The organism is Nocardioides albus (assembly GCF_014648255.1).
Classification (GTDB): domain Bacteria; phylum Actinomycetota; class Actinomycetes; order Propionibacteriales; family Nocardioidaceae; genus Nocardioides; species Nocardioides albus.
The window spans coordinates 13,934-36,025 of sequence record NZ_BMQT01000003.1; the positions used below are offsets into that span (position 1 = coordinate 13,934).

Consider the following 22,092-nt stretch of genomic DNA (forward strand, 5'->3'; position numbering starts at 1 on the left):
TCGACGGATCACGGAGTCAAGGATCGCCGAAGGCGACCGGCGAAGCCGGCGGCCGAAGGCCGTCCTTGACGCCGGGAACCGTCGTGAACACCATCCACAACAGGTCGGCGGCCCCAACAAAACGAAGAAGACCAACCCCGCGACACCCTCAGGAACTACCGATTCATCTCGATGATCGCATCCAAAACCCGCCGCACAACCGGACTAACAGACCCCCGCGCCCAGATCGCGTGCAGCTCCACCGGCCGCTCCGGATCCTTGTCCAGACGGTTATCGCCGCCCCCGTGCTCGATCGGACGGAAGACGACGCCTTCGACGTGCAGCGAGCTGGCCGAGACCGGTACGAAGCCAACGCCACGGTCGGCGGAGACCAGGAGCATGGCGGTGAGGACCTGGTGGACGCGCTGCTCGATGCGGGGGTGGGCGTTGGCCAGGAAGCGTACGGAGAGCTCATGGAAGTAGCGCGACTGCTGGGGGTGGTAGCCGATGACGGGCTCGCCCTCGAAGTCCTGCGGGGTCAGTGGACGATCCAGCTCGGCCAGTCGGTGACCCTGCGGCAGCACGGCCATCAGCGGCTCACGGGAGATGACCCGTGAGGAGAGCAGCTCGGTGTCGAAGGGCGGGCGGGCCAGGCCGATGTCGATCTCGCCGTGGCGGATGCCGTCGACCTGCGCGAGCGTGACCCGCTCGGAGAGACGTACCTCGACGTCGGGGACCTCGACGGTGAGGCGGCGCAGCAGCGGCCCCAGGATCGAGATGGCCGAGACCGCGGTGAAGCCGAGCCGGACCACGCCGGCCGCACCGGCGTCGACCCGACGGGCCAGGTCACCAGCACTCTCGACCAGGTTGAGCATCCGGTAGGCCTCGTCGAGGAAGGCGGCTCCGGCGCCGGTGAGGGCGACCCGGCGGTTGTCCCGCTCGAACAGCTGCGCGCCGACCGCCTTCTCCAGCTTCTGGATCTGTCGCGACAGCGGTGGTTGGGTCATCCGGAGCCGCTCGGCCGCCCGGCCGAAGTGGAGCTCCTCGGCGACCGCGACGAACGAACGCACCTGGTCGAGCGTGATCATCTGGCCAGAGTAGACGACGATGCACCAGGTGGAACACTCAATGCCGAATCGGGCTTGGACCGGTATCGCTGAGGCTCTTAGTGTCGGTGGTCACACGACGTCGGGCCACCCCTTGCAACAATCCAGCCCGACCACCTGGACCTAGGAGCAACGATGCGTACGACCACCCGCCTTCTCACCGCGACTGCCGGGGTCGCGGCCCTGGCCCTCTCCGCCTGCGGTGTCTCGAACACGACCGGGGGCAGCGGTGACGGCGAGGAGTATCCCTCCGGCAACGTCGAGATGTACGTCGGCGCCTCGGCCGGCGGGTCCAGCGACCTGATCAGCCGGGCCGTCTCCAAGGGTCTCTCCGACGAGCTCGGCGCCTCCTTCCCGGTGATCAACCAGGAAGGCGCCAACGGTGCGCTCGCCGCCAACAAGGTGGCGAAGGCCAAGGCCGACGGTCAGACCATCGCCATCCAGAACGCCTCTCTGTTCGCCATCACGCCGCTGGCGGTCAGCGAGGACGAGGTCACCGACCTCGACGACTTCGACGTGGTCCAGGGCGTCTCCCGCGACGACTACGTCATGGTCACCGGCCCGAAGAGCGGCTTCAAGACGCTCGACGACATCAAGGCCGCGAACAAGAAGATCACCTACGGCACCACCGGTGTCGGCACCGGCGCGCAGCTCTCCTGCGGCCTGACGTACGCCTCCGCCGACGTCGAGGCCGAGGCCGTGCCGTTCGACGGCGGCGCGCCGGCCCTGACCGCGGTGCTCGGCAACCAGGTCGACACCGCCTGCATCCAGGTCGGCGAGGCGATCGAGAACATCGAGTCCGGCAAGCTGACCCCGCTCAGCGTCTTCGGCCCGGAGCGGGTGGAGTACCTTCCTGAGGTCCCGACCGCCAAGGAGCAGGGTCTCGACGTCGAGGTCGCACAGTACCGCTTCATGACCGTCCCGAAGGGCACCCCGGACAACGTCAAGGACACCATCGCCGAGGCGATGCAGGCGACGTTCAAGACCGAGGAGTACCAGGCCTTCAACAAGCAGAACAGCCTCACCCCAATGGAGATCTCCGGCGACGAGGTGGTGGCCCAGCTCGAGGAAGACAAGACGCGGTTCGCCGATCTGGTCGAGCAGTACGGTCTGGACCTCGGCCAGGGCTGAACAGCACCCGGCACGACGGAACCCACAACGAAGGCATGACGATGAGCGACGAACGTACCCCAGCTCCTGACCAGGACATCCTGGCCGAGATCCAGGCAGAGGTGGCCCATGACCTGGAGGAGGAGCGACCTCCTGCCGGCGGACCGGCCTACCAGGTGGTCGGTGCGCTCGTCGCTCTCGTCGTCGGCATCGGCGGCGCGGTCCTCTCCTACGGCTACGGCATGGGTACGCTGCGCCAGCCCGGACCCGGCATGTGGCCGTTCGTGGTCAGCATCGCGATCGCCCTGATGGCGGTGGCGCTGCTCGTCGTCGGCCGCGGGCTGACCGACAGCGAGAAGTTCACCCGCTCCAGCGTGCTTCCCGCGGTCGGCCTGGTCACCTTCATCGTGCTGGCTCTGCTGATGCCCGTGATCGGCTTCGAGATCCCCTCGCTGCTGCTGTGCGTCGTCTGGCTGAGGTTCCTCGGCGGCGAGTCGTGGCGCAGCACGATCATCACCTCGATCGTCACGGTCGCCGCGTTCTACTTCCTGTTCCTCTACGGGCTGCGCATCCCGCTGCCCCACCTGTTCTGAGCGGAGCCCCCAAGTGGACGTCAACGCATTCCTCGACGGCTTCTCGCTCGTCACCGAACCGCAGAACCTGCTCTACTGCCTGATCGGCGTGCTCATCGGCATGCTGATCGGCGTACTCCCCGGCCTCGGGCCGGCGGCCACGATCGCCATCCTGCTGCCGATCACCTACAGCATCGACCCGGTCTCCGCCATCATCATGCTGGCCGGCATCTACTACGGCGCCCAGTACGGCGGCACGATCACCTCGGTGCTCCTCCGGCTGCCGGGTGAGGCCTCATCGGTGGTCACCGTCTTCGACGGCTTCGCCCTCGCCAAGCAGGGCAAGGCGGGGACGGCCCTCGGCATCGCCGCGATCGGCTCCTTCGTCGGCGCGACCGTCTCGATCCTCGGCCTGACCCTGGTGGCCCCGCTGATCGCCGGCTGGGCGCTCAACTTCGGCGACCCGGAGTACGCCGCACTGGCCCTGCTGGGAGTCCTGCTGGTCGCCACCATCGGCAACGGCAACAAGCTCAAGGCCATGATCGCCGCCGCGCTCGGCCTACTGCTGGCCACGGTCGGCCGCGACAGCTTCAGCGGCGCCGAGCGCTTCACGTTCGGCAGCCTGCAGCTGACCGAGGGCATCGACTTCGTGGTGGTCGCGATGGGTCTCTTCGGCGTCGGCGAGATCCTCTACAACCTCGAGGAACGCCACGGGAAGCCGCACGTCCCTGCCGCCATCGCCAACATCTGGCCCTCCCGCAAGGACCTCAAGCAGTCTTCCGGCGCCATCGGCCGCGGCTCGCTGATCGGCTTCGTCCTGGGCGTGCTGCCCGGTGGCGGCGCCGTGATGTCCTCGCTGGCCGCGTACGCCACGGAGAAGCGGATCTCGAAGCACCCCGAGCGCTTCGGCCGTGGCGCCATCGAGGGCGTCGCTGCCCCCGAGACCGCCAACAACGCCGCCGCGACCTCCTCGTTCATCCCGCTGCTGACCCTCGGCATCCCGGCCAACGCGTCGATGGCGATGCTCTTTGGCGCCCTGCTGATCCTCGGCATCTCGCCCGGTCCGCAGCTGGTCGAGGAGCGCCCCGACCTGTTCTGGGGCGTCATCAACTCGATGTACATCGGCAACCTGATCCTGCTGATCCTGAGCATCCCCCTGGTGGGCATCTTCGTCCGCATCCTGCGGGTCCGCCCGGCGATCCTGGCCCCGATCACCGCACTGATCACGATCCTGGGCGTCTACACGATCAACAACTCCACCTTCGACATCTTCGTGATGATCGTCTTCGGCCTGATCGGCTACCTGATGAAGAAGGTCGGCTTCGAGCCCGGGCCGATGGTGCTCGCCTTCGTCCTCGGCTCGATCGTGGAGGACGGCTTCCGTCGCTCGATGCTGATCTTCGACGGTGACCCGACCGGGTTCTTCACCCGACCGATCTCGGGCACCATCCTGGCCGCCTTCGTCCTGGTGGCGCTCTGGCCGGCAGCGAAGGCGATCCTGGCCCGGCGCAAGACCGCCACCGTCACCCCGGCCCCGGCCGAGCGCGACGACGTCGACACCCCGACCCGCTGACCCCGTCGAGAGAAGGCAGACCATGACCATCCTGATCGGCTACGTACCCACCCCAGTCGGTGAGGCGGCGCTCGAGGCCGGCCTGGCCGAAGCGGCTGCTCGCGGCGACGACGTCATCATCATCAACAGCCCTCGCCGCGGCGCCACCGTGGATGCCGACCTCGTCGACGAGACCACCGCTGCAGAGCTCGTCGCCCGGGCCACCGCGGCCGGCGTGACCGCACGCGTCGACCACACCACGCACGGCGCCGACATCGTGGAGACCTTCGAGGCGCTGGTCGACTCGACCGGTGCCCGGCTGATCGTGATCGGCCTGCGCCGCCGCTCCCCGGTCGGCAAGGCGCTGTTGGGCAGCGACGCCCAGCGCATCCTGCTCGATGCCCGCGTGCCCGTTCTCGCGGTCAAGCCCACCGCATGAGCTCCAGCCGGATCTCCAAGGTCGTCGTCACCCCGGTCGCGTTCGCCGACCCACCGCTGCTCAACGTCGTCGGCGTCCACCAGCCGTGGGCGCTGCGCGCGATCGTCGAGCTCCACACCGACACCGGCCTGGTCGGCCTCGGGGAGACGTACGCCGACGAGACCCATCTCGCCCGGCTGGACGCCGTGGCCCAGGCGCTCCCCGGCTCGGACCCCTACGACGCCAACGCCCTGAGACGGCTCGTCGTCGACGTGCTCGGCAAGGAGACCGGCGGGGCCGGTGCCTCCTTCGGCGGCATGCTCGACGTCTCCTCCGCAGTCGACACCGTCTACTCCCCCTTCGAGGTCGCCTGCCTCGACCTGGTCGGCCGAGAGACCGGCCGGCCGGTGAGCGACCTGCTCGGCGGCGCGGTGCGCGACCGGGTGCCGTTCAGCGGCTACCTCTTCTACAAGTGGGCGGGCCACCCCGGCTCTGCCGACGGTGGGCCCGACGACGACTGGGGCGAGGCGCTGAACCCCGACCAGATCGTCGCCCAGGCCAAACGCATGGTCGAGGGCTGGGGCTTCGGCTCGCTCAAGCTCAAGGGCGGGGTCTTCCACCCCGACGAGGAGTGTGCCGCGATCGAGGCGCTGCGCGATGCCTTCCCGGACCTGCCGCTCCGGCTCGACCCCAACGGCGCCTGGACCCCGGAGACGTCGGTGAAGGTCGCCGAGCGGCTGGCCGGCGTCGTGGAGTATCTCGAGGACCCCACCCCGGGCATCGATGGGATGGCCCAGGTCGCGGCTCGCACCGACGTACCTCTGGCGACCAACATGTGCGTGATCGCCTTCGAGCACCTCAAACCGGCGATCGCCGCCGACGCGGTCCAGATCGTGCTCTCCGACCATCATCTGTGGGGTGGGCTGCGCCGCTCGGCGCTGCTGGGCGGCATCACCGACACCTTCGGGATGGGTCTGTCGATGCACAGCAACTCCCACCTCGGCGTCTCGCTGGCCGCGATGGTCCAGCTAGCCGCCGCGACGCCGAACCTGACCTACGCCTGCGACACCCACTATCCGTGGAAGACCCAGGACGTCGTACGTTCCGGGGTGCTCGACTTCGACGACGGCTCGGTCGCTGTTCCGACCGGTCCTGGCCTGGGCGTGGAGCTCGACCGGGATCTGCTCGGTGAGCTGCACGAGCAGTACCTCAGCTGCGGCGTACGCCGCCGGGAGGACACCGTCTACATGCGTTCGATCGAGCCTGGATTCACTCCGAACACCTCCCGCTGGTGACCCTCGTCGACAATGCCCTGAGGGTATCGACTGATGCGATATTCGGCTTGGACACGAATCGCCAATCCTGACAGTCTCCTGTGACCAGGGCCACAAGTGGGCCCGGTCACAGAACGACGAGCCAGGAGTAGACACCGGTGACACAGTTGGATGCAGGCGAGACCGAGGCGATACCGCCGGTACCGGTCGTCGGCTACGCCTATCCCTGGGACGTAGTCGACGATCCCAAGTTCGCAGATCGCGCCCGGAGCCTCGGCGTCTCGAAGATCGCCCTCGCCGCCGCCTACCACACCACGCGCGCCGCGACCCCGCTCCACCCCGAGCACCGCATCGTCGAGGCCCGCAGCGCGGCGCTCTACCGCCCGGTGCGCACCGAGGCGTGGGACGGCGCCCGGCTGGTGCCGCCGCCCGCCACCTGGGTCGCCGCCGAGGATCCCTACGGCGAGGCGACCGCCATCCTGACCGACGCGGGGTTCGAGGTCGCCGCCTGGATCGTGCTGACCCACTCCAGCCGCCTCGGCGAGGCCAATCCCGACCTCGCGGTCGTCAACTGCTGGGGCGAGCCCTACGCGTACGCACTGTGTGCCCGCCACGAGGACGTCCGCCGCTACGCGGAGACCCTGGCCGCCGAGGCCGTCCGCGACACCCCGACCTCGACGGTCATCCTGGAGGCCTGCGGCCAGCTCGGCTTCGGCCACGGGGGCCACCATGAGAAGACCGACGGTGCCTACGACGCCGCCACCCAGCAGCTGCTCTCGATCTGCTGCTGCGCGGACTGCCGTGAGGACTGGGCCGGCCGCGGGCTCGACGCCGACGCCACCGTGGCGGCCCTGCGCGCCGCGACCGGCCCTGACGCCGCTGACGCCACCGTTGACGCCGAGGCCCTGGACACGATCCTCGCCTCCCGCCACGCCGCGGCCGACGAGCTCCGCCACCAGGTGATCGCCGCCGTACGCGAGGCCGCCCCCGCTGTCGTCGAGATCGCCCTGCACGCCCAGCCCGACCCCTGGGCCACCGGCGCCAACCCGGGTCTGACCCCGACCGCCGCCGACGACGTCGACGTGGTCATCGCCGCCTGCTGGCCGACCACCGAGGCCTCGGTGGAGACCGGGCGTCGGCTGGCCGGGGCGGTCGCCGGCAAGGCGGTCGCCGCTGCGTACGTCACTGTTCTCCCGCCCACCACCGAGGACGCCTTCGGTGGACATGTGCGGGCCCTGGTCGATGCCGGGATCGACCAGATCCACCTCTACCACCTCGGTCTGGCGGGCGCGGACAGGCAACACCTGCTCGCCGCGGCGACCGAGGTCCCCCACCACCGCCGCGACGAGGACGGACTGACGGTATGAACACACGCAACGAGAACGGGGCCTTCCACCGCGCCTGGCGCGCGGTCGACCTCGTCTTCGAGATCTTCTGCCTCCTGTGCCTGCTGGCCACGCTGCTGATCGTGCTCTGGCAGGTCTTCAGCCGCGAGCTGCTGAGCAACTCCCCCAGCTGGAGCGAGGAGAGCGCCCGGATCCTGCTGGTCTGGATCGGCTTCCTCGGCGCCACGATCGGCTTCCGCGAGGGCGCCCACATCGCGGTCACCTTCCTGGTGGACAGGTTCCCGGCGACCCTCCAGTCGGTGATCGACCGCGCCGTCCAGGTGCTGCTGATGTTCTTCGGGCTCTTCCTGATCGTCCAGGGCAGCCAGTTCGTCGCCGATGCCATGGCCGCGACCCTGCCCGGCACCGGGCTCCCGCGCAGCGTTCTCTACATCATGATGCCGGTCGCCGGCGCCATGCTCATCCTCTACACCGTCCTCCAGGCCTTCGGCATCAACACCCAGCGGTACGCCGAGTCCGACGAGATCGACTGAGCCGGGAGCCCCCACATGCCTATCGACCCGCTTGCCATCACCATCCTGCTCGGCAGCTTCGCCGCCCTGATCCTGCTCCGTGTGCCGGTGGCCCTCGCCCTCGCCCTGGCCGCCATCTTCGAGGCCCTCTACATCGGCCTTCCGCTGACCATCGTCGGCCAGCGGATGGTCGCCGGACTCGACACCTTCGCCCTGCTCGCGATCCCGTTCTTCATCCTCGGCGGAGAGATCATGGGCGCCGGCGGCATCTCCCGGCGCCTGATCGCCCTGGCCGGCCTGCTCGTCGGCTGGGTCCGCGGCGGCCTCGGGATGGTCAACATCGGCGCCTCGACCTTCTTCGGTGCCCTGTCGGGCTCCTCCGTCGCGGATGTCTCCGCGATCGGCTCGGTGACCATCCCGATGATGAAGAAGCGCGGCTACGACACCGACTACGCCGTCGCGGTCACCGTCTCCGGCGCCACCCAGGCGGTCATGATCCCGCCGAGCCACAACCTGATCATCTACTCGATGGCCGCCGGGGGCGTCTCCATCGGCGCCCTGTTCACCGCGGGTGTCGTGCCCGGGATCATGCTCGGCGCCTCGCTGATGGTGATGGCGTACATCGTGGCGGTCAAGCGCGGCTACCCGAAGGAGGAGCTCGTCCCGATCAAGGAGGTCCCGAAGATCGTGGCCGAGGGCCTGCTCAGCCTGCTGATGCCGGTGATCATCCTGGGCGGCATCCTCAGCGGGCTCTTCACCGCGACCGAGTCGGCGGCGATCGCCTGCCTGTACGCCTTCATCCTGACCTTCTTCGTCTACCGCGACCTGCCGCTCAAGGCAATGGTCCCGATCATGCAGAGCGCGCTGCGCACCCTCGGCGTGGTGCTGTTCATCATCGCCGCCGCCGGCGCCTTCGGCTACTTCCTGGCGTTCCTGCAGGTGCCCAAGCTGGCCACCGACGCCCTGCTCGGCGTCTCCGACAACATCGTCGTCGTCCTGCTCCTGGTCAACCTGCTGCTGCTCGTGCTCGGCGCGATCATGGACATGGCCCCGCTGATCGTGATCATGACCCCGATCCTGCTGCCGGTAGCCACCGGGCTCGGCATGGACCCGGTCCAGTTCGGGATCATGCTCGTCTTCAACCTGGCCATCGGCCTGATCACGCCACCGGTCGGCAACGTCCTCTTCGTCGGCTGCGCCATCGGACGTACGTCGATCGAGAAGGTCATGAAGATGGTCGGCCTCTTCCTGATCCCGATGCTCATCGTCCTGATGCTGATCACCTACGTCCCGTTCTTCTCCCTCGCCCTCCCCGATGTCCTGGGTCAGTGAGCTCGGGCCAACCAGCTCGGTCAAGTAGTCACCATCGAAAGGAACCAACCATGAACACCGCATCCCCCAGACCGGTCGCCCGGCGCTCACTGTTCAAAGCCGGCGCCTTCGGCGCCGCGGCCGTCGCCGGCGGCCTCGCCCTCAGCGCGTGCGGCGGAGGGTCTCTCGCCGGCAGCGGCGGTGGCGGCGGAGGGTCGAAGACCTTCAAGCTCGCCGAGACCCACCCCGACGACTACCCGACCACCCTGGGTGACCAGAAGTTCGCCGAGCTGGCCGAGAAGTACAGCGACGGCCGGATCAAGATCCAGGTCTACCCGAACGCCCAGCTGGGCGAGGAGTCCGACGCCATCGAGCAGGTGCAGATGGGCTCGATCGAGATGACCCGGATCAGCTCGGCCCCGATGGGCGAGTTCGTGCCCGCGATGGGCCTGTTCAGCCTGCCGTACCTCTTCGACGACGCCGACCACCTGTGGCGCTTCCTCGACAGCGAGAGCGGCAAGAAGCTGCTCGCCGAGACCGAGAGCGCCGGCTTCAAGGGCCTGGGCTACTTCGACCCCGGCGCTCGCAGCTTCTACACCTCGAAGAAGCCGATCAAGGCGCCGGCGGACGTCAAGGGACTCAAGATCCGGGTCCAGGAGTCACAGGTGCAGATCGACTTCATCAAGGCGCTCGGCGGTTCCCCCACCCCGATGGACTACGGCGAGGTCTACAGCTCGCTGCAGAGCGGGCTGCTCGACGGCGCCGAGAACAACGAGCCGTCCTACCTCTCCGCCTCCCACTACGAGGTCGCGAAGAACTACACCCTGGACCGCCACATGCGCGTCGCCGAGGTGCTGCTCATCAACAAGGACACCTTCGACGGGCTCGACGCCAAGGACCAGGAGGCCCTCCAGAAGGCCGCCACCGAGGCCGCTCCGTTCCAGCGCGAGAAGTGGGACGCCCAGGTCGATTCCGACCTCGAGAAGCTCCGCGGCGAGGGGATCACGATCAACGAGATCACCGACCTGGCCCCCTGGCGCGAGGCGACCAAGTCGGTCATCGACAAGCACGGTGCCGAGCTCGGCGAGTACCTCGACGCCGTCGAAGAGCTCCGCACCGCCTGATCACCCCTGATCCCACCCAACCGGAAGGAACCATGTCCGAGACCGTACTCATCACCGGCGCCAACGGCGTCGTCGGGCGGCTGATGCGCCCCCGCCTCGCCCGCGAGGGCCGGGTGCTTCGCCTCCTCGACATCGTACGTCCCGAGCCCGCCGCCGAGGGCGAGGCCGTCGAGGTCATCGAGGCAACGGTGACCGACGAGGCGGCGATGCGCGCCGCCTGCGAGGGCGTGGACGCGATCATCCACCTGGGTGGCATCAGCGTCGAGGCCCCGTGGGCCGACATCCTCTCGGCCAACATCGACGGCACCCGGGTGGTCCTCGAGGCCGCCCGGGACGCCGGCGTACGTCGCGTCGTGCTCGCCTCGAGCAACCACGCGACCGGCTTCTACGACCTCGATTCGGCTCCGGCGGGCGGCCTCCCGGCAGACGTCTTCCCCCGGCCCGACACCTACTACGGGGTCAGCAAGGTCGCGATCGAGGCCCTCGGGAGCCTCTTCCACGACCGCTACGGCATCGACGTCACCGCGCTGCGGATCGGCTCGTGCTTCGAGAAGCCGTGGGACCGCCGCTCGTTGTGGACCTGGATGTCCCCCGACGACGGCGCCCGCCTCTTGGAGGCGTGCCTGGCGACCCCCGAGCCCGGCTACCGGGTGGTGTGGGGCATCTCCCGCAACACCCGCAACTGGTGGTCGCTGGAGGCCGGCGAGGCGATCGGCTACCACCCGCAGGACGACTCCGAGGTCTTCGCAGCCGAGCTGCTCGGTGACGGTGTCGACGACGGCCCCCAGGGGCCGGAGGAGCGGCTGGCGGGCGGCAAGTTCTGCTTCACCCCGCTCGGCGAGCACCAGGAGAAGTAACCGGTCTCGACAACAGGCCCCATGGGGAACGGGTGGCCCGGCGATCGCCGGGCCACCCGTTCTCTTTGCTCAGCCGGTCTCAGCCGGTCAGGAAGCCGACGCGCGGATCAGCGTGCCGAGGTTCTCGACGAACGTCGAGGTGTTGATCAGCTGAGGCGGCTCGGCCGGCTGGTAAGGCGGCACCGCCGGCGGGTTGTTGGCCGGGTAGGGCGAGGTGTCGAAGGTGTCGCCGACGTGCTTGCTCATGTACGCCTTCCCGTCGTAGGGGTGCTTGGTCCCCGGACCGCGGAACGGGTTGGTGATCGCCTCGGCCGAGGAGAGCCAGTAGCCCTTCTCACCGAGATCGGTGATCACCTCCGCGACCTCGGCATCGTCGGGCCGGTCGACCTCGTGGGAGGTGTCACGCAGCAGCTCGAGCAGACCCAGGTCGTGCAGCGAGAAGAACGGCGGCAGGTCGTAGGACTCCCCCGGCGTCAGGGGTGAGCGGGCCACCAGGTCGGCGACCTCGGCATCGGAGAGCGCCCGCAGCCGGTCGTACTCGGAGCGCAGCCGCGCCTCGGGAACCGAGCGGCCGCCGGAGTAGTGGCTGAGCGTGTCGCGGTGGTCGTAGTCGTAGTAGTAGGCGCCGTTGACGATGTTCGAGCCGAACCGGTGCACGAACAGCGCCCGGTTGGTCCCGGGCTCGACGAACGTCGGGTGCGTACGGCTCGCGATCAGCGGGTTCTCCGCCTTCTGCTGATCGGTCAGCCGGCAGCTCGCCAGCCAGTCCAGCGCCGCCGGGACGCCGTCGAGGAATGAGCGGTCGCCGGTGAGCTGGAAGTAGGTGAACAACTGCTCGACGTTGGTCTGCGTGGTGTGGGTGGCCAGCGCACGCGGCTCGTAGGACCGGCCGGCGGCCACCGCGCCCGCCGGGCGTCCGTCCAGGTCCTCGGCGAGGTGCTGGAGGCCCCAGCCGGCCTGGGGTGCGGACTGCTGCATGCGACGTACGCACTCCATGGCCCGGCGCACCGGCTCGACCAGGTCGTCGCGGCCGAGCGAGACGACGCACATCAGCATCAGCTTGATGTTCTCGCCGAGCACGTTGTCGTTGAAGGTGACGTGCTGGGTGTAGTCGCCGTCGACCATCCCGGGCTTGGCGTCTGCAGGGAGCCAGGACGGCCGCTTCTTCGGCCACGGCATCTCGGTCGTCGCCTTCGGGTCGACCGGCCACCGCTGCGGCCAGCCTCCGTCCCCGACTCCCCCGCTGATCTGGGCGTCGGTGATGAACGCGATCACCTTGTTCAGCGACCGCTTGAAGCCCCGGTCGCGCGGGTCGAGCAGGTGGAGACGCAGGATCAGCTGGGCGGCCGTCGAGGTGGCCGCGTCGTCGAAGGTGGAGTTGTCGTAGAGGTGCTGGAACTCCTCCAGGCGCCAGCCGTTGATCCCGATCGACTCGTACCAGCGCTTCAGCGACTTCGGGCCGGCGAAGTCGTGGATGTAGTTCCAGCCGCCCTCGGGGCGCTGGGCGCGGACGAGCGCCCGGCCGGTGCGACGAGCAGCGTCCAGGAACCGCTTCTCGCCCGTCGCGACGTACGAATCGAGCAGGGCGTGACCGACGGTCGGCGTGCCTGGGGGCTGGACCCAGCACATGGTGCGCCGGGCCTCCATCTCGCCCCACGTCAGCGACATGTCGGGGCGGTAGCTCCAGACGTAGGCGCCCTCGTAGGAGACTGTCTCGTCCATATACGACGCCGCGCGGAGCATCGCGTCGCGGACACCCTCGGCGGAGGTCGCCGTCGCGGCTGCGGCGGACGAGGTGAGGCCGGCGACGGTGAGGCCGCTCGCGGCACCGACGAGCGGGGCGGCCGTGGCTGCTTGGACGAGACGACGACGGCTCAGGGCCGAGCTCGGTGGGGACTTCTTCGCAGGTGAGTTCATCCCTCCATCGTGACGAGGCTCACATGCCCGCCGCCAATACCGATTCCGACTCGCACGATGCCCGCGGGGGCACGGGAGATCAGTGCTGCAGACGCCTGCGGGTGCCGCCCAGATGCACTCGCATCGCGGCCCGCGCGGTGTCGACATCACCGGAGAGGATCGCCGTCGCGACGTTCTCGTGCTCGCGCTGCACCCGCTCGACATGGAGGGTGTCGCTGGGCGAATAGGCGTCGCCGAGGCGGGTGCGCGGCAGCATGATCATCATCGGACCCAGCGAGTCCATCAGGTCGAGATAGAACCGGTTGCCGGTCGCGGCCGCGACCGCCCGATGGAAGGCGAAGTCGGCCTCCACCGCGCCGTCAGGACCGGCGGTCGCCAGTGCGGAGAGCGCCTCCTCGATCGAGCGCGAGCTCTGCTCGTCGAGGTGGGCGGCGGCCAGAGCCGCCGCCTCGCACTCCACGCCGAGGCGGAAGTCGACCATGTCGAGCACGTCGTGCTGGGTGCGGATCGCAGAGGACTCCAGCGCGAACGGCGAGGGCTCCGGCACCGCCAGGACGAAGGATCCGCGCCCCTGGAATGTCTCGACCAGACCCTCTGCACGCAGTCGGGTCACCGCCTCGCGCGCCACCGTCCGCGACACGCCGTAGGTGCCGACCAGGTCGGACTCCGAGGGCAGCTTCGCCCCCGGCGCGAGGTCCCCAGCCAGGATCTGGTCCTTGATCCCGGAGACGACGCGGTCGGCGAGCCCGGCGCTCATAGTCATGCGGTGAACTTAGCGCTCTCCACGGTCAGCTTGCGCATCTGGTCGCTGAGCGTGAAGCCGAGACCCGGGCGGTCCGGCACCCACATCTGGCCGTCGTGGATGTCGATGCGCTCCTCGAAGAGCGGGTTGAGCCACTCGAAGTGCTCGACCCACGGCTCGGTCGGGTAGGCCGCGGCCAGGTGCAGGTGGATCTCCATCGCGTAGTGGGGCGCGAGCGCCAGACCGGCGTGGGCGGCGAGGGTGGCGAACTTCAGGAACGGGGTGATCCCGCCGATGCGCGGCGCGTCGGGCTGCACGATGCCGCGGTAGCCGGCGTCGATCAGCGCCATGTGCTCGGGAACCGAGGTCAGCATCTCGCCGGTCGCGATCGGGGTGTCGAAGACGCGCGAGAGGTCGGCGTGGCCGACCGCGTCCCAGGCGTCGAGCGGCTCCTCGATCCAGATCAGGTCGAACTGCTCGAGCTCGCGGCACATCAGGCGGGCGCGGGCGCGGTCCCACTGCTGGTTGGCGTCGACCATGAGCGGGGTGTCACCGAGGTGCTCGCGGATCGCGGCGACCCGGCGCAGGTCCTCGGCCCAGTCGGGCTGGCCGACCTTGATCTTGATGCCGCCGATGCCGGCCTCGAGCGACGCGGTCGCCTTCTCCTTGATCTCCTCCACGCTCGCCTGGAGGAAGCCGCCGGAGGTGTTGTAGACCCGGCAGGAGTCGCGGTGGGCGCCGAGCAGCTTGGCCAGCGGCAGGCCGGCACGGTGCGCCTTGAGGTCGTAGAGCGCCACGTCGAGGGCGGCCACGGCCTGGGTCGCGACACCACTGCGACCGACGGAGGCCCCGGCCCACATCAGCGACTCGTAGATCTTGGCGATGTCGGAGGGGTCCTGGCCGATGGCGACCTGGGCGATCTCCTTGAGGTGGGCGTACTGCGCCGGGCCACCGGCCCGCTTGGAGTAGCTGAAGCCCATGCCCTCGAAGCCCTGCTCGGTGGTCACCTCGACGAAGAGCAGCACGGTCTCGGTGAGCGGCTTCTGCCGCCCGGTGAGCACCTTGGCGTCACTGACCGGGTTGTCGAGAGGGAGGACGACGTGGGAGAGGTTCAGTGACGTGATGCGGTCGGCGGCCATGGCGGGGTGCTCCTCGATGGGCTAAGTTGTATTACAAGTTCAGAACTTATCCGATGAGTGACGAGGAGTCCAGAGGGTGCAGTATTCCCCGACCATCAGACAAGTCCCCCGATGGCGCGATCTCGCGCCCTTCCTGCAGCCGCGCCCGTTCCGCTGGCGAGCCGCCGACCGTCGACTGGCTCGTTGCCTCAGCGTCGACGACCTCGAGCGTGCAGCCCGAAGGCGGGTGCCGACGGCGGTCTGGGACTACGTCTACGGCGGCTCGGACGGAGAGCACGCGATGCACCGGAACCGGGAGACCTTCGACCGCGTGGAGCTGCGACCCACGGCCTTCGGCCAGGTGGCCGAGCCGGAGGTGCGTACGACGATCCTCGGGCGGCCGGCGGCGGCTCCCATCGTGCTGGCACCGACCGGCTACACCCGGCTCAGCCACCACACCGGCGAGCGGGCGGTCGCCGCGGCGGCGGCCGCGGCCGGGCTGCCCTACACGCTCTCGACGTACGCGACGACGTCGATCACCGACGTCGCCGACGCGGCGCCGCAGGGACGCAACTGGTTCCAGGTCTACCTGATGAAGGACCGGGCGGTGACCCTGGACCACATCAACGAGGCGGCCTCGCAGGGGTATGAGGCGCTGATGCTGACCATCGACACGACCGTGACGGGGATGAAGCGCAAGGACAAGCTCAACGGGTTCGCGATCCCGCCCCAGCTGAGCCTGCGTACGTTCGCGGGCATGGCCCGCCACCCGGGCTGGGTCGCCAACATCCTGAGCACCGAGCCGCTGCGGTTCGCGACCTTCCCCGAGGGGTCGCACTACGGTCGCTGGGGCATGTCCAACGAGCTGCGCGAACAGGCGATCCGGCCCACTGACATCAGCTGGCTCAAGGAGCACTGGGACGGTCCGGTGGTGGTCAAAGGAGTGCTCTCGGTCGCGGACGCGGTCGCCTGTGTCGATGCCGGCGCCGACGCGTTGGTCCTCTCCAACCACGGCGGCCGCCAGCTCGACCGCGCGCCGGTGCCGCTGGAGCTGCTGCCGGCGGTCGTCGACGCGGTGGGCTCTCGGACCGAGGTGTTCATCGACTCCGGCGTCCGCTCCGGCGGCGACATCGCCGCGGCGCTCGGGCTCGGTGCCCGAGGCGTGATGATCGGGCGCCCCTACCTCTACGGCCTGATGGTCGGTGGTCGACAGGGCGTCGACGCCACCTTGGGGCTGCTGGCCGAGGAGCTGCGGCGGGCGATGTGCCTGCTCGGCGCTCCCGACATCGCCTCTCTCGGCCCCGAGCACGTACGTCTGCGGTCGGCATGACCAGCCTCGTATCCAGCCTGCGCGCCGCCCTCGGCGAGAGCGCCGTGCTGACCGATCCGGCCGACATGGCGGCGTACGTCACCGACTGGACCGGCAGCTTCACCGGCACCGCCCTCGCGGTGGTGCGCCCGGCCTCGACCGAGCAGGTCGCGACCGTGGTCCGGCTGTGCGCGGCAGCGGGAGTCGGGGTCGTCCCGCAGGGCGGCAACACCGGCCTCGTCGGCGGCGGCGTACCGGATTCCGGCGGGGACCAGATCGTGCTCTCGCTCGGCCGGATGCGCCGGGTCCGGGAGGTCGACCCGGTCGCCGACACGCTGGTGGCCGAGGCCGGCGCGGCCCTGGCCACCGTTCAGGATGCCGCCGCGGCCGCAGGGCGGCTCTTCCCGCTCTCGCTCGGCTCGGAGGGATCGTGCACCATCGGCGGCACGATCGCGACCAACGCCGGCGGCACCGCGGTCCTGCGGTACGGGATGATGCGCGAGCTGGTGCTGGGCCTGGAGGTCGTGCTCCCCGACGGCCGGGTCTGGGACGGGCTGCGGCCGCTGCGCAAGGACAACACCGGCTACGACCTCAAGCAGCTGTTCATCGGCTCCGAGGGCACCCTCGGCGTCGTCACCGCAGCGGTGCTGCGGCTGCTGCCCGCGACACCGCGCCGGGCGACGGCGGTCGTGGCGCTCGAGTCGGTGGAGGCGGCGACGTCGCTCCTCCCCCTGATCCGCGAGCACGGCGGCGGCCAGCTGACCACCTGGGAGCTGCTCGGGCGCCAGGCCGTCGACCTGGTCCTCGCCCACCTGCCGGGCGTGCGCGACCCGTTCGCGGACCGGCACGAGTGGTACGGCCTCGTCGAGCTCGCCGGCACCTCCGCCGACGTCGACGAGCGGCTGGAGTCCGCTCTCGAAGCCGCCACCTCGCAGGGACTGCTCGTCGACGCCGTCGTTGCCGGCAGCCCCGCCCAGCGGGACTCGCTGTGGGCGCTCCGGGAAGGCGTCTCCGAGGCACAGAAGAGCGAGGGCGCGACGCTCAAGCACGACGTCACGCTCCCCATCACCACCCTGTCCCGGTTCGTCGCCGACGTCGGCCCTCGGTTGCTGGAGGCGCTCCCGGGGCTGCGGCTGGTGACGTACGGCCACGTCGGGGATGGCAACCTGCACTACAACATCTCCGCCCCCGTAGGCTCCGACGCGGCGTTGAAGCGGGACGCTCCTGCGCTGACCCGGATCGTCTACGACGCCGTCACCGCGCTCGGGGGCAGCATCTCTGCCGAGCACGGGATCGGTGCGCTCAAGCGGGATGCCGCGGCGGCGTACAAGTCGGGTGTCGAGGTCGACCTGCTGCGGGCGGTCAAGCAGGCGATCGACCCTGGTGGGGTCATGAACCCGCGCAAGGTGCTGGTTTGATGCCGCTGGTCGAGCCGCCTCGCCCCGCTGGTCGAGCCGCCTCACCCCGCTGGTCGAGCCGCCTTACCCCGCTGGTCGAGCCGCCTCACCCCGCTGGCCGAGCCGCCTCACCCCGCTGGCCGAGCCGCCTCACCCCGCTGGCCGAGCCGCCTCACCCCGCTGGTCGAGCCGCCGGAGCCGCTAGGCGGAGGCGTGTCGAGACCAACACGGTTGGTTCGGGAAACCTCGCTACGCGACTGTTTCTTCGTTTCAAGGTTCGCCGCCGACCCTTGATTGATTGTTTCTCGATCGGGTGCCGCCTCAAGGACGGGCCTTCGGCCCGCCGGCTTCGCCGGCCGCGTTCGCGGTCCTTGACCCGGCACCCGATCGAGAAAAGAATTTCGCCAGTATCGGGGCGGCGGCGAGGGTGTGGCGCGGAGATCACGTTACATGTTCACCGACCGCATAATTCGGGGATGACCAGCACAAACAGGTAGACTCGGGGTGGTGTTGCGCATATAATTGGCTGTATGAACGAGACCATCGACCAACTCCTCACCGGGCCGCCCCTGGGCGCGTCCGAGAGTGAATTGGTCGACTGGATTTCTCGACTCGAAGAGGTCAAGTGCGTCGCCGAGGCGGTGCAGGCAGAAGCGGCGGTACGTCTCGAGGACGCTGTCCGCACCCGGCAGGCTGAGGCTGGGGTTCCTGCCCGCAAGCTCGGCGAAGGGGTCGCCTCCCAGGTCGCGTTGGCGCGACGGGTCTCACCCGTCAAGGGCACCAGTTTCCTTGGCCTGGCGAAGGTCTTGGTGGCAGAGATGCCCCACACGTACGCGTTGATGAGAGCAGGCCTGTTCTCGCAGTGGCAGGCCAGCATCCTCGCCCGCGAGACCGCCTGCCTCTCGGTCGAGGACCGTCGGGTCATCGACTACCAGCTCTGCGCACTCGGTGACGACGGGCAGGCTCCGAAGGTCGTGGCCATGGGCCCACGGCAGCTCGAGAACGCCGCCAAGAAGCTCGCCATCACCCTCGACCAAGAATCCGTCGTCAACCGAGCAGCAAACGCAGAGAAAGACCGCCGGGTCAGCGTCCGACCCGCACCGGACACCATGACCTGGCTCGGCGCACTGCTCCCCGTCAAGGACGGTGTCGCTGTTTATGCGGCACTCGACCAGGCCGCGAAGGCTGCGCAGGCGGCCGGTGATGAACGGACCCGGGGCCAGGTCATGGCCGACACCCTCATCGACCGAGTCACCGGACGCGCGGGCACCGAAGGCGTGAAGCCTCGGATCGAGGTCAAGATCGTGATGACCGCAGACTCCCTCACCAACGACAGCAACCAGCCCGCCATGATCGAGGGCTACGGCCCCGTCCCCGCAGGCTGGGCCCGCGAAGCACTCGCCGACGCCGAGGTCTTCGTCCGGAGACTGTTCACCGACCATGCCGGCCAGTTGGTCGCGATGGAGTCCCGCTCACGCAAGGCGCCCGACGGACTCGCGGAGTTCATCACCACCCGAGACGGCGGGATCTGCCGCACCGTCGGCTGCGACGCCCCGATCCGCAACGTCGACCACGTAGAACGCCACGCGGACGGCGGGAAGACCAGCGCGACGAACCTCCAAGGCTTGTGCGAGCGATGCAATCAAGCCAAGGAAGCCCTCGGCTGGCAAGCCAGGCCCGGACCAGACGGCAGCATCATCACCATCACGCCCACTGGTCATACCTACGTCAGTCCACCACCCGAGACCTGGCGACCGGACCCACCGCCGCTGTCCCGAGCAGAGTTCACCCTGCGCGACGTACTCCTCGACCACCGCCGCGCCGCGTGAGAGGCGGAGGCAGCGCCTGCCGCGCACCGCAGCGATGGTCGACTCGTCGATGACCAGCAGGCTTCTACGCCGGTCAGACCCCTACTCGGTCAGCGATTGTGAGCCACGGTGCGGTTGAGGAGAGGGAGCAGGCGGTCCCAGTGGCGCTGAAGTCCGGCGGGATCGAAGGCGTCGGTGTCGGACATGGTGAACCCGTGAACGGTGCCGGGGTAGACCTCGGAGGTGTAGTCGACCTTCGCGGCGTCGAGGACCCGGTTGAGCTCGCCGAGGGCCTCGGGCGTCAGGTCACTTTCTGCGTGGCCGAAGTGGACTTGGGCGGTGATCTCGGCGAAGCCGTCTGGCCCGACCACGCCAACAGGCGCGTGGAATGCGGCGAGAGCCGCCACTTGGTCGGGGTGGGCCGCGGCGGTGCGCACCGCCAGAAGACCACCTATGCAGTAGCCGGTCACTGCTACCGGTCCGGCGTCGACCTCGGGCTGGGTGGTGAGGAACCTGAGGTAGGCGTCGGCATCGCTCAGGACACGTTCGGTGGTGTGCGCCTCGATCAGGGGCATCAACTGGGCGATGAGGCCGGACCGAACCTCTTCTCCGATGTGCTCAGGAAGCTCGATCACCGGTGCCGGGCCGTGCCGGTAGAAGTAGTTGGGCACGAGTACGTAGTACCCGTGCCCAGCCAGCTCGACGGCCATCTCCTTCAGCACCGGCCGGATACCGAAGGCGTCCGCGTACATCAGCACCCCTGGGTGCCGCTCGCCGTCGTCGGGGAACGCGGCGAAGGCGGCAGCCTGGCCGTCCGCGGTGGGAATCTGCAACATCTTGGTTGGCATGAAGTCTCCTGTCGGGGTTGATGAGTTGAGCTTGAGATCAACACGACGGAGGAGGCGGACCACGCGCAGGAACGCAAGATCCTCGACCGAACAGCGGGCCCGCACCGGCCCCTACGACGCTCAGCAGAGCACCGGGTCACCAATCTGTGCGTGGCGCAAGGCCGTCCCGGTGTTCATGGCCGAGCAGCGTAGCCCAACGGACAGAAGGGCGACGCCAGCACCCACCACGCGCCGAGCTCACAGCCCCTGAGCGACGCGGTAGAACACCTGGTTCCAGCGCACCTGGTCGGCGAAGCCGCGGCGGGTGGTGGACTCGTCGATGACCAGCAGCTCGGTGCGGGCGATGTCGGCGAAGACCTCGAAGGCCTCGATGCCGGCGGCGGTCGACATCACCGTGTGGTGGGCACCGCCGGCGGTCAGCCAGGCCTCGGCCGAGGTGGTGAAGTCGGGGCGCGGGGACCACACGGCCCGGGCGACCGGCAGGTTCGGCAGCGCCTGGGTCGGCGGGACCACGTCGACGACGTTGGCGGTCAGCCGGAAGCGGTCACGCATGTCGGCGAGCGAGACGACCACCGCACCATCGACCGGGTCGGCGTCGAAGACCATCCGGACCGGGTCCTCGCGGTCGCCGATCCCGAGCGGGTGGATCTCGACCTTCGGCTTAGAGGTGGTCAGCGAGGGGCAGATCTCGAGCATGTGGGCGCCGAGGATGACCTCCTCGCCGGGGGTGAGGTCGTAGGTGTAGTCCTCCATCAGGGAGGCGCCGCCGGGCAGCCCCTCCCCCATCACCTTCGCGGCCCGCACCAGGACCGCGGTCTTCCAGTCGCCCTCGGCGCCGAAACCGTAGCCCTTGCTCATCAGCCGCTGAACCGCGATGCCGGGGAGCTGGCGCAGACCGCCCAGGTCCTCGAAGCTGGTGGTGAACGCCATCGCGTCACGCTCGACCAGGAACGCCTCCATGGCGATCTCCTGGCGAGCGGCGTACCGGAGCGACTCGTGGCGCTCGCCGCCACGGCGGAGCTCGGGGACGACGTCGTAGAGGTCCTCGTACTCGGCGACGAGAGCGTCCACGGCGGCCTCGTCGACGGCCTCGACAGCAGCGACCAGGTCGTTGACGCCCCACGTGTTGACCGAGACTCCGAAGCGCAGCTCGGCCTCGGTCTTATCGCCCTCGGTGACCGCGACGTTGCGCATGTTGTCGCCGAACCGCACCAGGTTCAGCTCATGGGTCGCCGCCCAGCCCGCGGCTCCGCGGATCCAGGTGCCGACACGTCGGGTGACCGCCGGGTTGGAGACGTGGCCGACGACGGTGGTGCGGGCGACACCGAGACGGGTCGCGATGTAGGCGTACTCCCGGTCGCCATGGGCGGCCTGGTTGAGGTTCATGAAGTCCATGTCGATCTCCGACCAGGGGAGCTCGACGTTGGCCTGGGTGTGCAGGTGCAGGAGCGGCTTCTGGAGGGCGTCCAGACCGGCGATCCACATCTTGGCCGGGCTGAAGGTGTGCATCCAGGTGATGACGCCGAGGACGTTGTCGTCGGAGCTCGCCTCGAGCATCGCGCGACGGATCGACGCGGAGTCCTTCAGGACGGGCTTCCACACGACCTTCGCCGGTACGTCCGAGGAGGCGTCGAGGGCGCGGGCGACCTCCTGGGACTGCTCGGCCACCTGGCGAAGGGTCTCCTCGCCGTAGAGGTCCTGGCTTCCGGTGAAGAACCAGACCTCGCGGTCGCCATAGGGTTTCGGCGTGGTGGGCTTGCTCATGTGGGGTCCTTCCAAAGCTGACGTGGTT

At 69.2% G+C, this 22,092-nt stretch carries 19 protein-coding genes; 13 read left to right on the forward strand and 6 right to left on the reverse strand.

Going from position 1 to position 22,092, the window contains the following annotated elements:
- Nucleotides 1-155: 155 nt before the first annotated feature.
- Nucleotides 156-1,067, reverse strand: a complete 912-nt coding sequence (locus IEY84_RS06290; RefSeq protein WP_183543437.1) for a LysR family transcriptional regulator — start codon at nucleotides 1,065-1,067, stop codon at nucleotides 156-158.
- 153 nt (nucleotides 1,068-1,220) lie between these two features.
- Here IEY84_RS06290 and IEY84_RS06295 point away from each other — a divergent pair, with 153 nt between their 5' ends.
- From IEY84_RS06295 to IEY84_RS06340, 10 genes are all read left to right on the forward strand, one after another.
- A complete protein-coding gene (locus IEY84_RS06295; protein ID WP_183543439.1) occupies nucleotides 1,221-2,216 on the forward strand; it encodes a Bug family tripartite tricarboxylate transporter substrate binding protein in 996 nt (331 codons plus the stop codon).
- Nucleotides 2,217-2,257: 41 nt separating this feature from the next.
- Nucleotides 2,258-2,788 (forward strand): tripartite tricarboxylate transporter TctB family protein, encoded by a 531-nt coding sequence (locus IEY84_RS06300; protein ID WP_229788403.1) that lies wholly within the window; start codon nucleotides 2,258-2,260, stop codon nucleotides 2,786-2,788.
- Nucleotides 2,789-2,801: 13 nt separating this feature from the next.
- On the forward strand, nucleotides 2,802-4,340 hold the full coding sequence (locus IEY84_RS06305; protein ID WP_183543443.1) for a tripartite tricarboxylate transporter permease: 1,539 nt from the start codon (nucleotides 2,802-2,804) through the stop codon (nucleotides 4,338-4,340).
- Nucleotides 4,341-4,362: 22 nt separating this feature from the next.
- A complete protein-coding gene (locus IEY84_RS06310) occupies nucleotides 4,363-4,758 on the forward strand; it encodes a universal stress protein (RefSeq protein ID WP_183543445.1) in 396 nt (131 codons plus the stop codon).
- Nucleotides 4,755-6,032 (forward strand): glucarate dehydratase family protein, encoded by a 1,278-nt coding sequence (locus tag IEY84_RS06315; protein WP_183543447.1) that lies wholly within the window; start codon nucleotides 4,755-4,757, stop codon nucleotides 6,030-6,032. Before IEY84_RS06310 ends, IEY84_RS06315 begins: the two co-directional genes overlap by 4 nt.
- Nucleotides 6,033-6,169: 137 nt before the next feature.
- Nucleotides 6,170-7,378: a hypothetical protein gene (locus IEY84_RS06320; protein ID WP_183543449.1), complete on the forward strand. Its 1,209-nt coding sequence runs from the start codon at nucleotides 6,170-6,172 to the stop codon at nucleotides 7,376-7,378.
- A complete protein-coding gene (locus IEY84_RS06325; protein WP_183543451.1) occupies nucleotides 7,375-7,890 on the forward strand; it encodes a TRAP transporter small permease in 516 nt (171 codons plus the stop codon). The genes IEY84_RS06320 and IEY84_RS06325 overlap by 4 nt, the downstream gene beginning before the upstream one ends.
- A 15-nt stretch (nucleotides 7,891-7,905) precedes the next feature.
- Nucleotides 7,906-9,201, forward strand: coding sequence for a TRAP transporter large permease (locus IEY84_RS06330; RefSeq protein ID WP_183543454.1), 1,296 nt, complete (start codon nucleotides 7,906-7,908; stop codon nucleotides 9,199-9,201).
- A 50-nt stretch (nucleotides 9,202-9,251) separates the two neighbouring features.
- Nucleotides 9,252-10,304 carry a TRAP transporter substrate-binding protein gene (locus tag IEY84_RS06335; protein ID WP_183543456.1) on the forward strand — a complete coding sequence of 351 codons (1,053 nt, stop codon included), beginning with the start codon at nucleotides 9,252-9,254 and terminating at the stop codon, nucleotides 10,302-10,304.
- A 32-nt stretch (nucleotides 10,305-10,336) separates the two neighbouring features.
- Nucleotides 10,337-11,161, forward strand: coding sequence for an NAD-dependent epimerase/dehydratase family protein (locus IEY84_RS06340; RefSeq protein ID WP_183543458.1), 825 nt, complete (start codon nucleotides 10,337-10,339; stop codon nucleotides 11,159-11,161).
- An 87-nt stretch (nucleotides 11,162-11,248) separates the two neighbouring features.
- On the opposite strand, the gene IEY84_RS06345 is transcribed toward IEY84_RS06340, so the two are convergent.
- The 3 genes from IEY84_RS06345 to IEY84_RS06355 form a co-directional block, all read right to left on the reverse strand.
- Nucleotides 11,249-13,078: a pectate lyase gene (locus IEY84_RS06345; RefSeq protein ID WP_183543460.1), complete on the reverse strand. Its 1,830-nt coding sequence runs from the start codon at nucleotides 13,076-13,078 to the stop codon at nucleotides 11,249-11,251.
- A gap of 79 nt (nucleotides 13,079-13,157) precedes the next feature.
- On the reverse strand, nucleotides 13,158-13,841 hold the full coding sequence (locus IEY84_RS06350) for a FadR/GntR family transcriptional regulator (RefSeq protein WP_221208626.1): 684 nt from the start codon (nucleotides 13,839-13,841) through the stop codon (nucleotides 13,158-13,160).
- A complete protein-coding gene (locus IEY84_RS06355) occupies nucleotides 13,838-14,959 on the reverse strand; it encodes an L-talarate/galactarate dehydratase (protein ID WP_183543462.1) in 1,122 nt (373 codons plus the stop codon). Before IEY84_RS06355 ends, IEY84_RS06350 begins: the two co-directional genes overlap by 4 nt.
- 76 nt (nucleotides 14,960-15,035) lie before the next feature.
- Here IEY84_RS06355 and IEY84_RS06360 point away from each other — a divergent pair, with 76 nt between their 5' ends.
- The 3 genes from IEY84_RS06360 (at nucleotide 15,036) to IEY84_RS06370 (ending at nucleotide 19,473) form a co-directional block, all read left to right on the forward strand.
- The gene (locus tag IEY84_RS06360) at nucleotides 15,036-16,268 is read left to right on the forward strand and encodes an alpha-hydroxy acid oxidase (protein WP_183543464.1); all 1,233 of its coding nucleotides are present in this window, start codon (nucleotides 15,036-15,038) and stop codon (nucleotides 16,266-16,268) included.
- Nucleotides 16,265-17,665 (forward strand): FAD-binding oxidoreductase, encoded by a 1,401-nt coding sequence (locus tag IEY84_RS06365; protein ID WP_183543466.1) that lies wholly within the window; start codon nucleotides 16,265-16,267, stop codon nucleotides 17,663-17,665. The genes IEY84_RS06360 and IEY84_RS06365 overlap by 4 nt, the downstream gene beginning before the upstream one ends.
- 509 nt (nucleotides 17,666-18,174) lie before the next feature.
- Nucleotides 18,175-19,473 carry an HNH endonuclease gene (locus tag IEY84_RS06370; RefSeq protein ID WP_183543468.1) on the forward strand — a complete coding sequence of 433 codons (1,299 nt, stop codon included), beginning with the start codon at nucleotides 18,175-18,177 and terminating at the stop codon, nucleotides 19,471-19,473.
- An 89-nt stretch (nucleotides 19,474-19,562) separates the two neighbouring features.
- On the opposite strand, the gene IEY84_RS06375 is transcribed toward IEY84_RS06370, so the two are convergent.
- Both IEY84_RS06375 and araA read right to left on the reverse strand, forming a co-directional pair.
- A complete protein-coding gene (locus IEY84_RS06375; RefSeq protein ID WP_183543470.1) occupies nucleotides 19,563-20,300 on the reverse strand; it encodes a dienelactone hydrolase family protein in 738 nt (245 codons plus the stop codon).
- Nucleotides 20,301-20,537: 237 nt separating this feature from the next.
- Entirely contained in the window at nucleotides 20,538-22,064 is a 1,527-nt protein-coding gene (gene araA, locus IEY84_RS06380) for an L-arabinose isomerase (RefSeq protein ID WP_183543472.1), read from the reverse strand.
- Between the last annotated feature and the right edge of the window lie 28 nt (nucleotides 22,065-22,092).

What these genes read in the sequence shown, in the direction of transcription:
- IEY84_RS06315 (WP_183543447.1), top strand. Translation starts at nt 4,755, where the DNA reads ATGAGCTCCAGCCGGATCTCCAAGGTCGTCGTCACCCCGGTCGCGTTC.
- IEY84_RS06310 (WP_183543445.1), top strand. Translation starts at nt 4,363, where the DNA reads ATGACCATCCTGATCGGCTACGTACCCACCCCAGTCGGTGAGGCGGCG.
- IEY84_RS06335 (WP_183543456.1), top strand. Translation starts at nt 9,252, where the DNA reads ATGAACACCGCATCCCCCAGACCGGTCGCCCGGCGCTCACTGTTCAAA.
- IEY84_RS06365 (WP_183543466.1), top strand. Translation starts at nt 16,265, where the DNA reads ATGACCAGCCTCGTATCCAGCCTGCGCGCCGCCCTCGGCGAGAGCGCC.
- IEY84_RS06375 (WP_183543470.1), bottom strand. Translation starts at nt 20,300, where the DNA reads ATGCCAACCAAGATGTTGCAGATTCCCACCGCGGACGGCCAGGCTGCC.
- IEY84_RS06350 (WP_221208626.1), bottom strand. Translation starts at nt 13,841, where the DNA reads ATGACTATGAGCGCCGGGCTCGCCGACCGCGTCGTCTCCGGGATCAAG.
- araA (WP_183543472.1), bottom strand. Translation starts at nt 22,064, where the DNA reads ATGAGCAAGCCCACCACGCCGAAACCCTATGGCGACCGCGAGGTCTGG.
- IEY84_RS06295 (WP_183543439.1), top strand. Translation starts at nt 1,221, where the DNA reads ATGCGTACGACCACCCGCCTTCTCACCGCGACTGCCGGGGTCGCGGCC.
- IEY84_RS06330 (WP_183543454.1), top strand. Translation starts at nt 7,906, where the DNA reads ATGCCTATCGACCCGCTTGCCATCACCATCCTGCTCGGCAGCTTCGCC.
- IEY84_RS06340 (WP_183543458.1), top strand. Translation starts at nt 10,337, where the DNA reads ATGTCCGAGACCGTACTCATCACCGGCGCCAACGGCGTCGTCGGGCGG.
- IEY84_RS06345 (WP_183543460.1), bottom strand. Translation starts at nt 13,078, where the DNA reads ATGAACTCACCTGCGAAGAAGTCCCCACCGAGCTCGGCCCTGAGCCGT.
- IEY84_RS06300 (WP_229788403.1), top strand. Translation starts at nt 2,258, where the DNA reads ATGAGCGACGAACGTACCCCAGCTCCTGACCAGGACATCCTGGCCGAG.
- IEY84_RS06355 (WP_183543462.1), bottom strand. Translation starts at nt 14,959, where the DNA reads ATGGCCGCCGACCGCATCACGTCACTGAACCTCTCCCACGTCGTCCTC.
- IEY84_RS06325 (WP_183543451.1), top strand. Translation starts at nt 7,375, where the DNA reads ATGAACACACGCAACGAGAACGGGGCCTTCCACCGCGCCTGGCGCGCG.
- IEY84_RS06370 (WP_183543468.1), top strand. Translation starts at nt 18,175, where the DNA reads ATGAACGAGACCATCGACCAACTCCTCACCGGGCCGCCCCTGGGCGCG.
- IEY84_RS06290 (WP_183543437.1), bottom strand. Translation starts at nt 1,067, where the DNA reads ATGATCACGCTCGACCAGGTGCGTTCGTTCGTCGCGGTCGCCGAGGAG.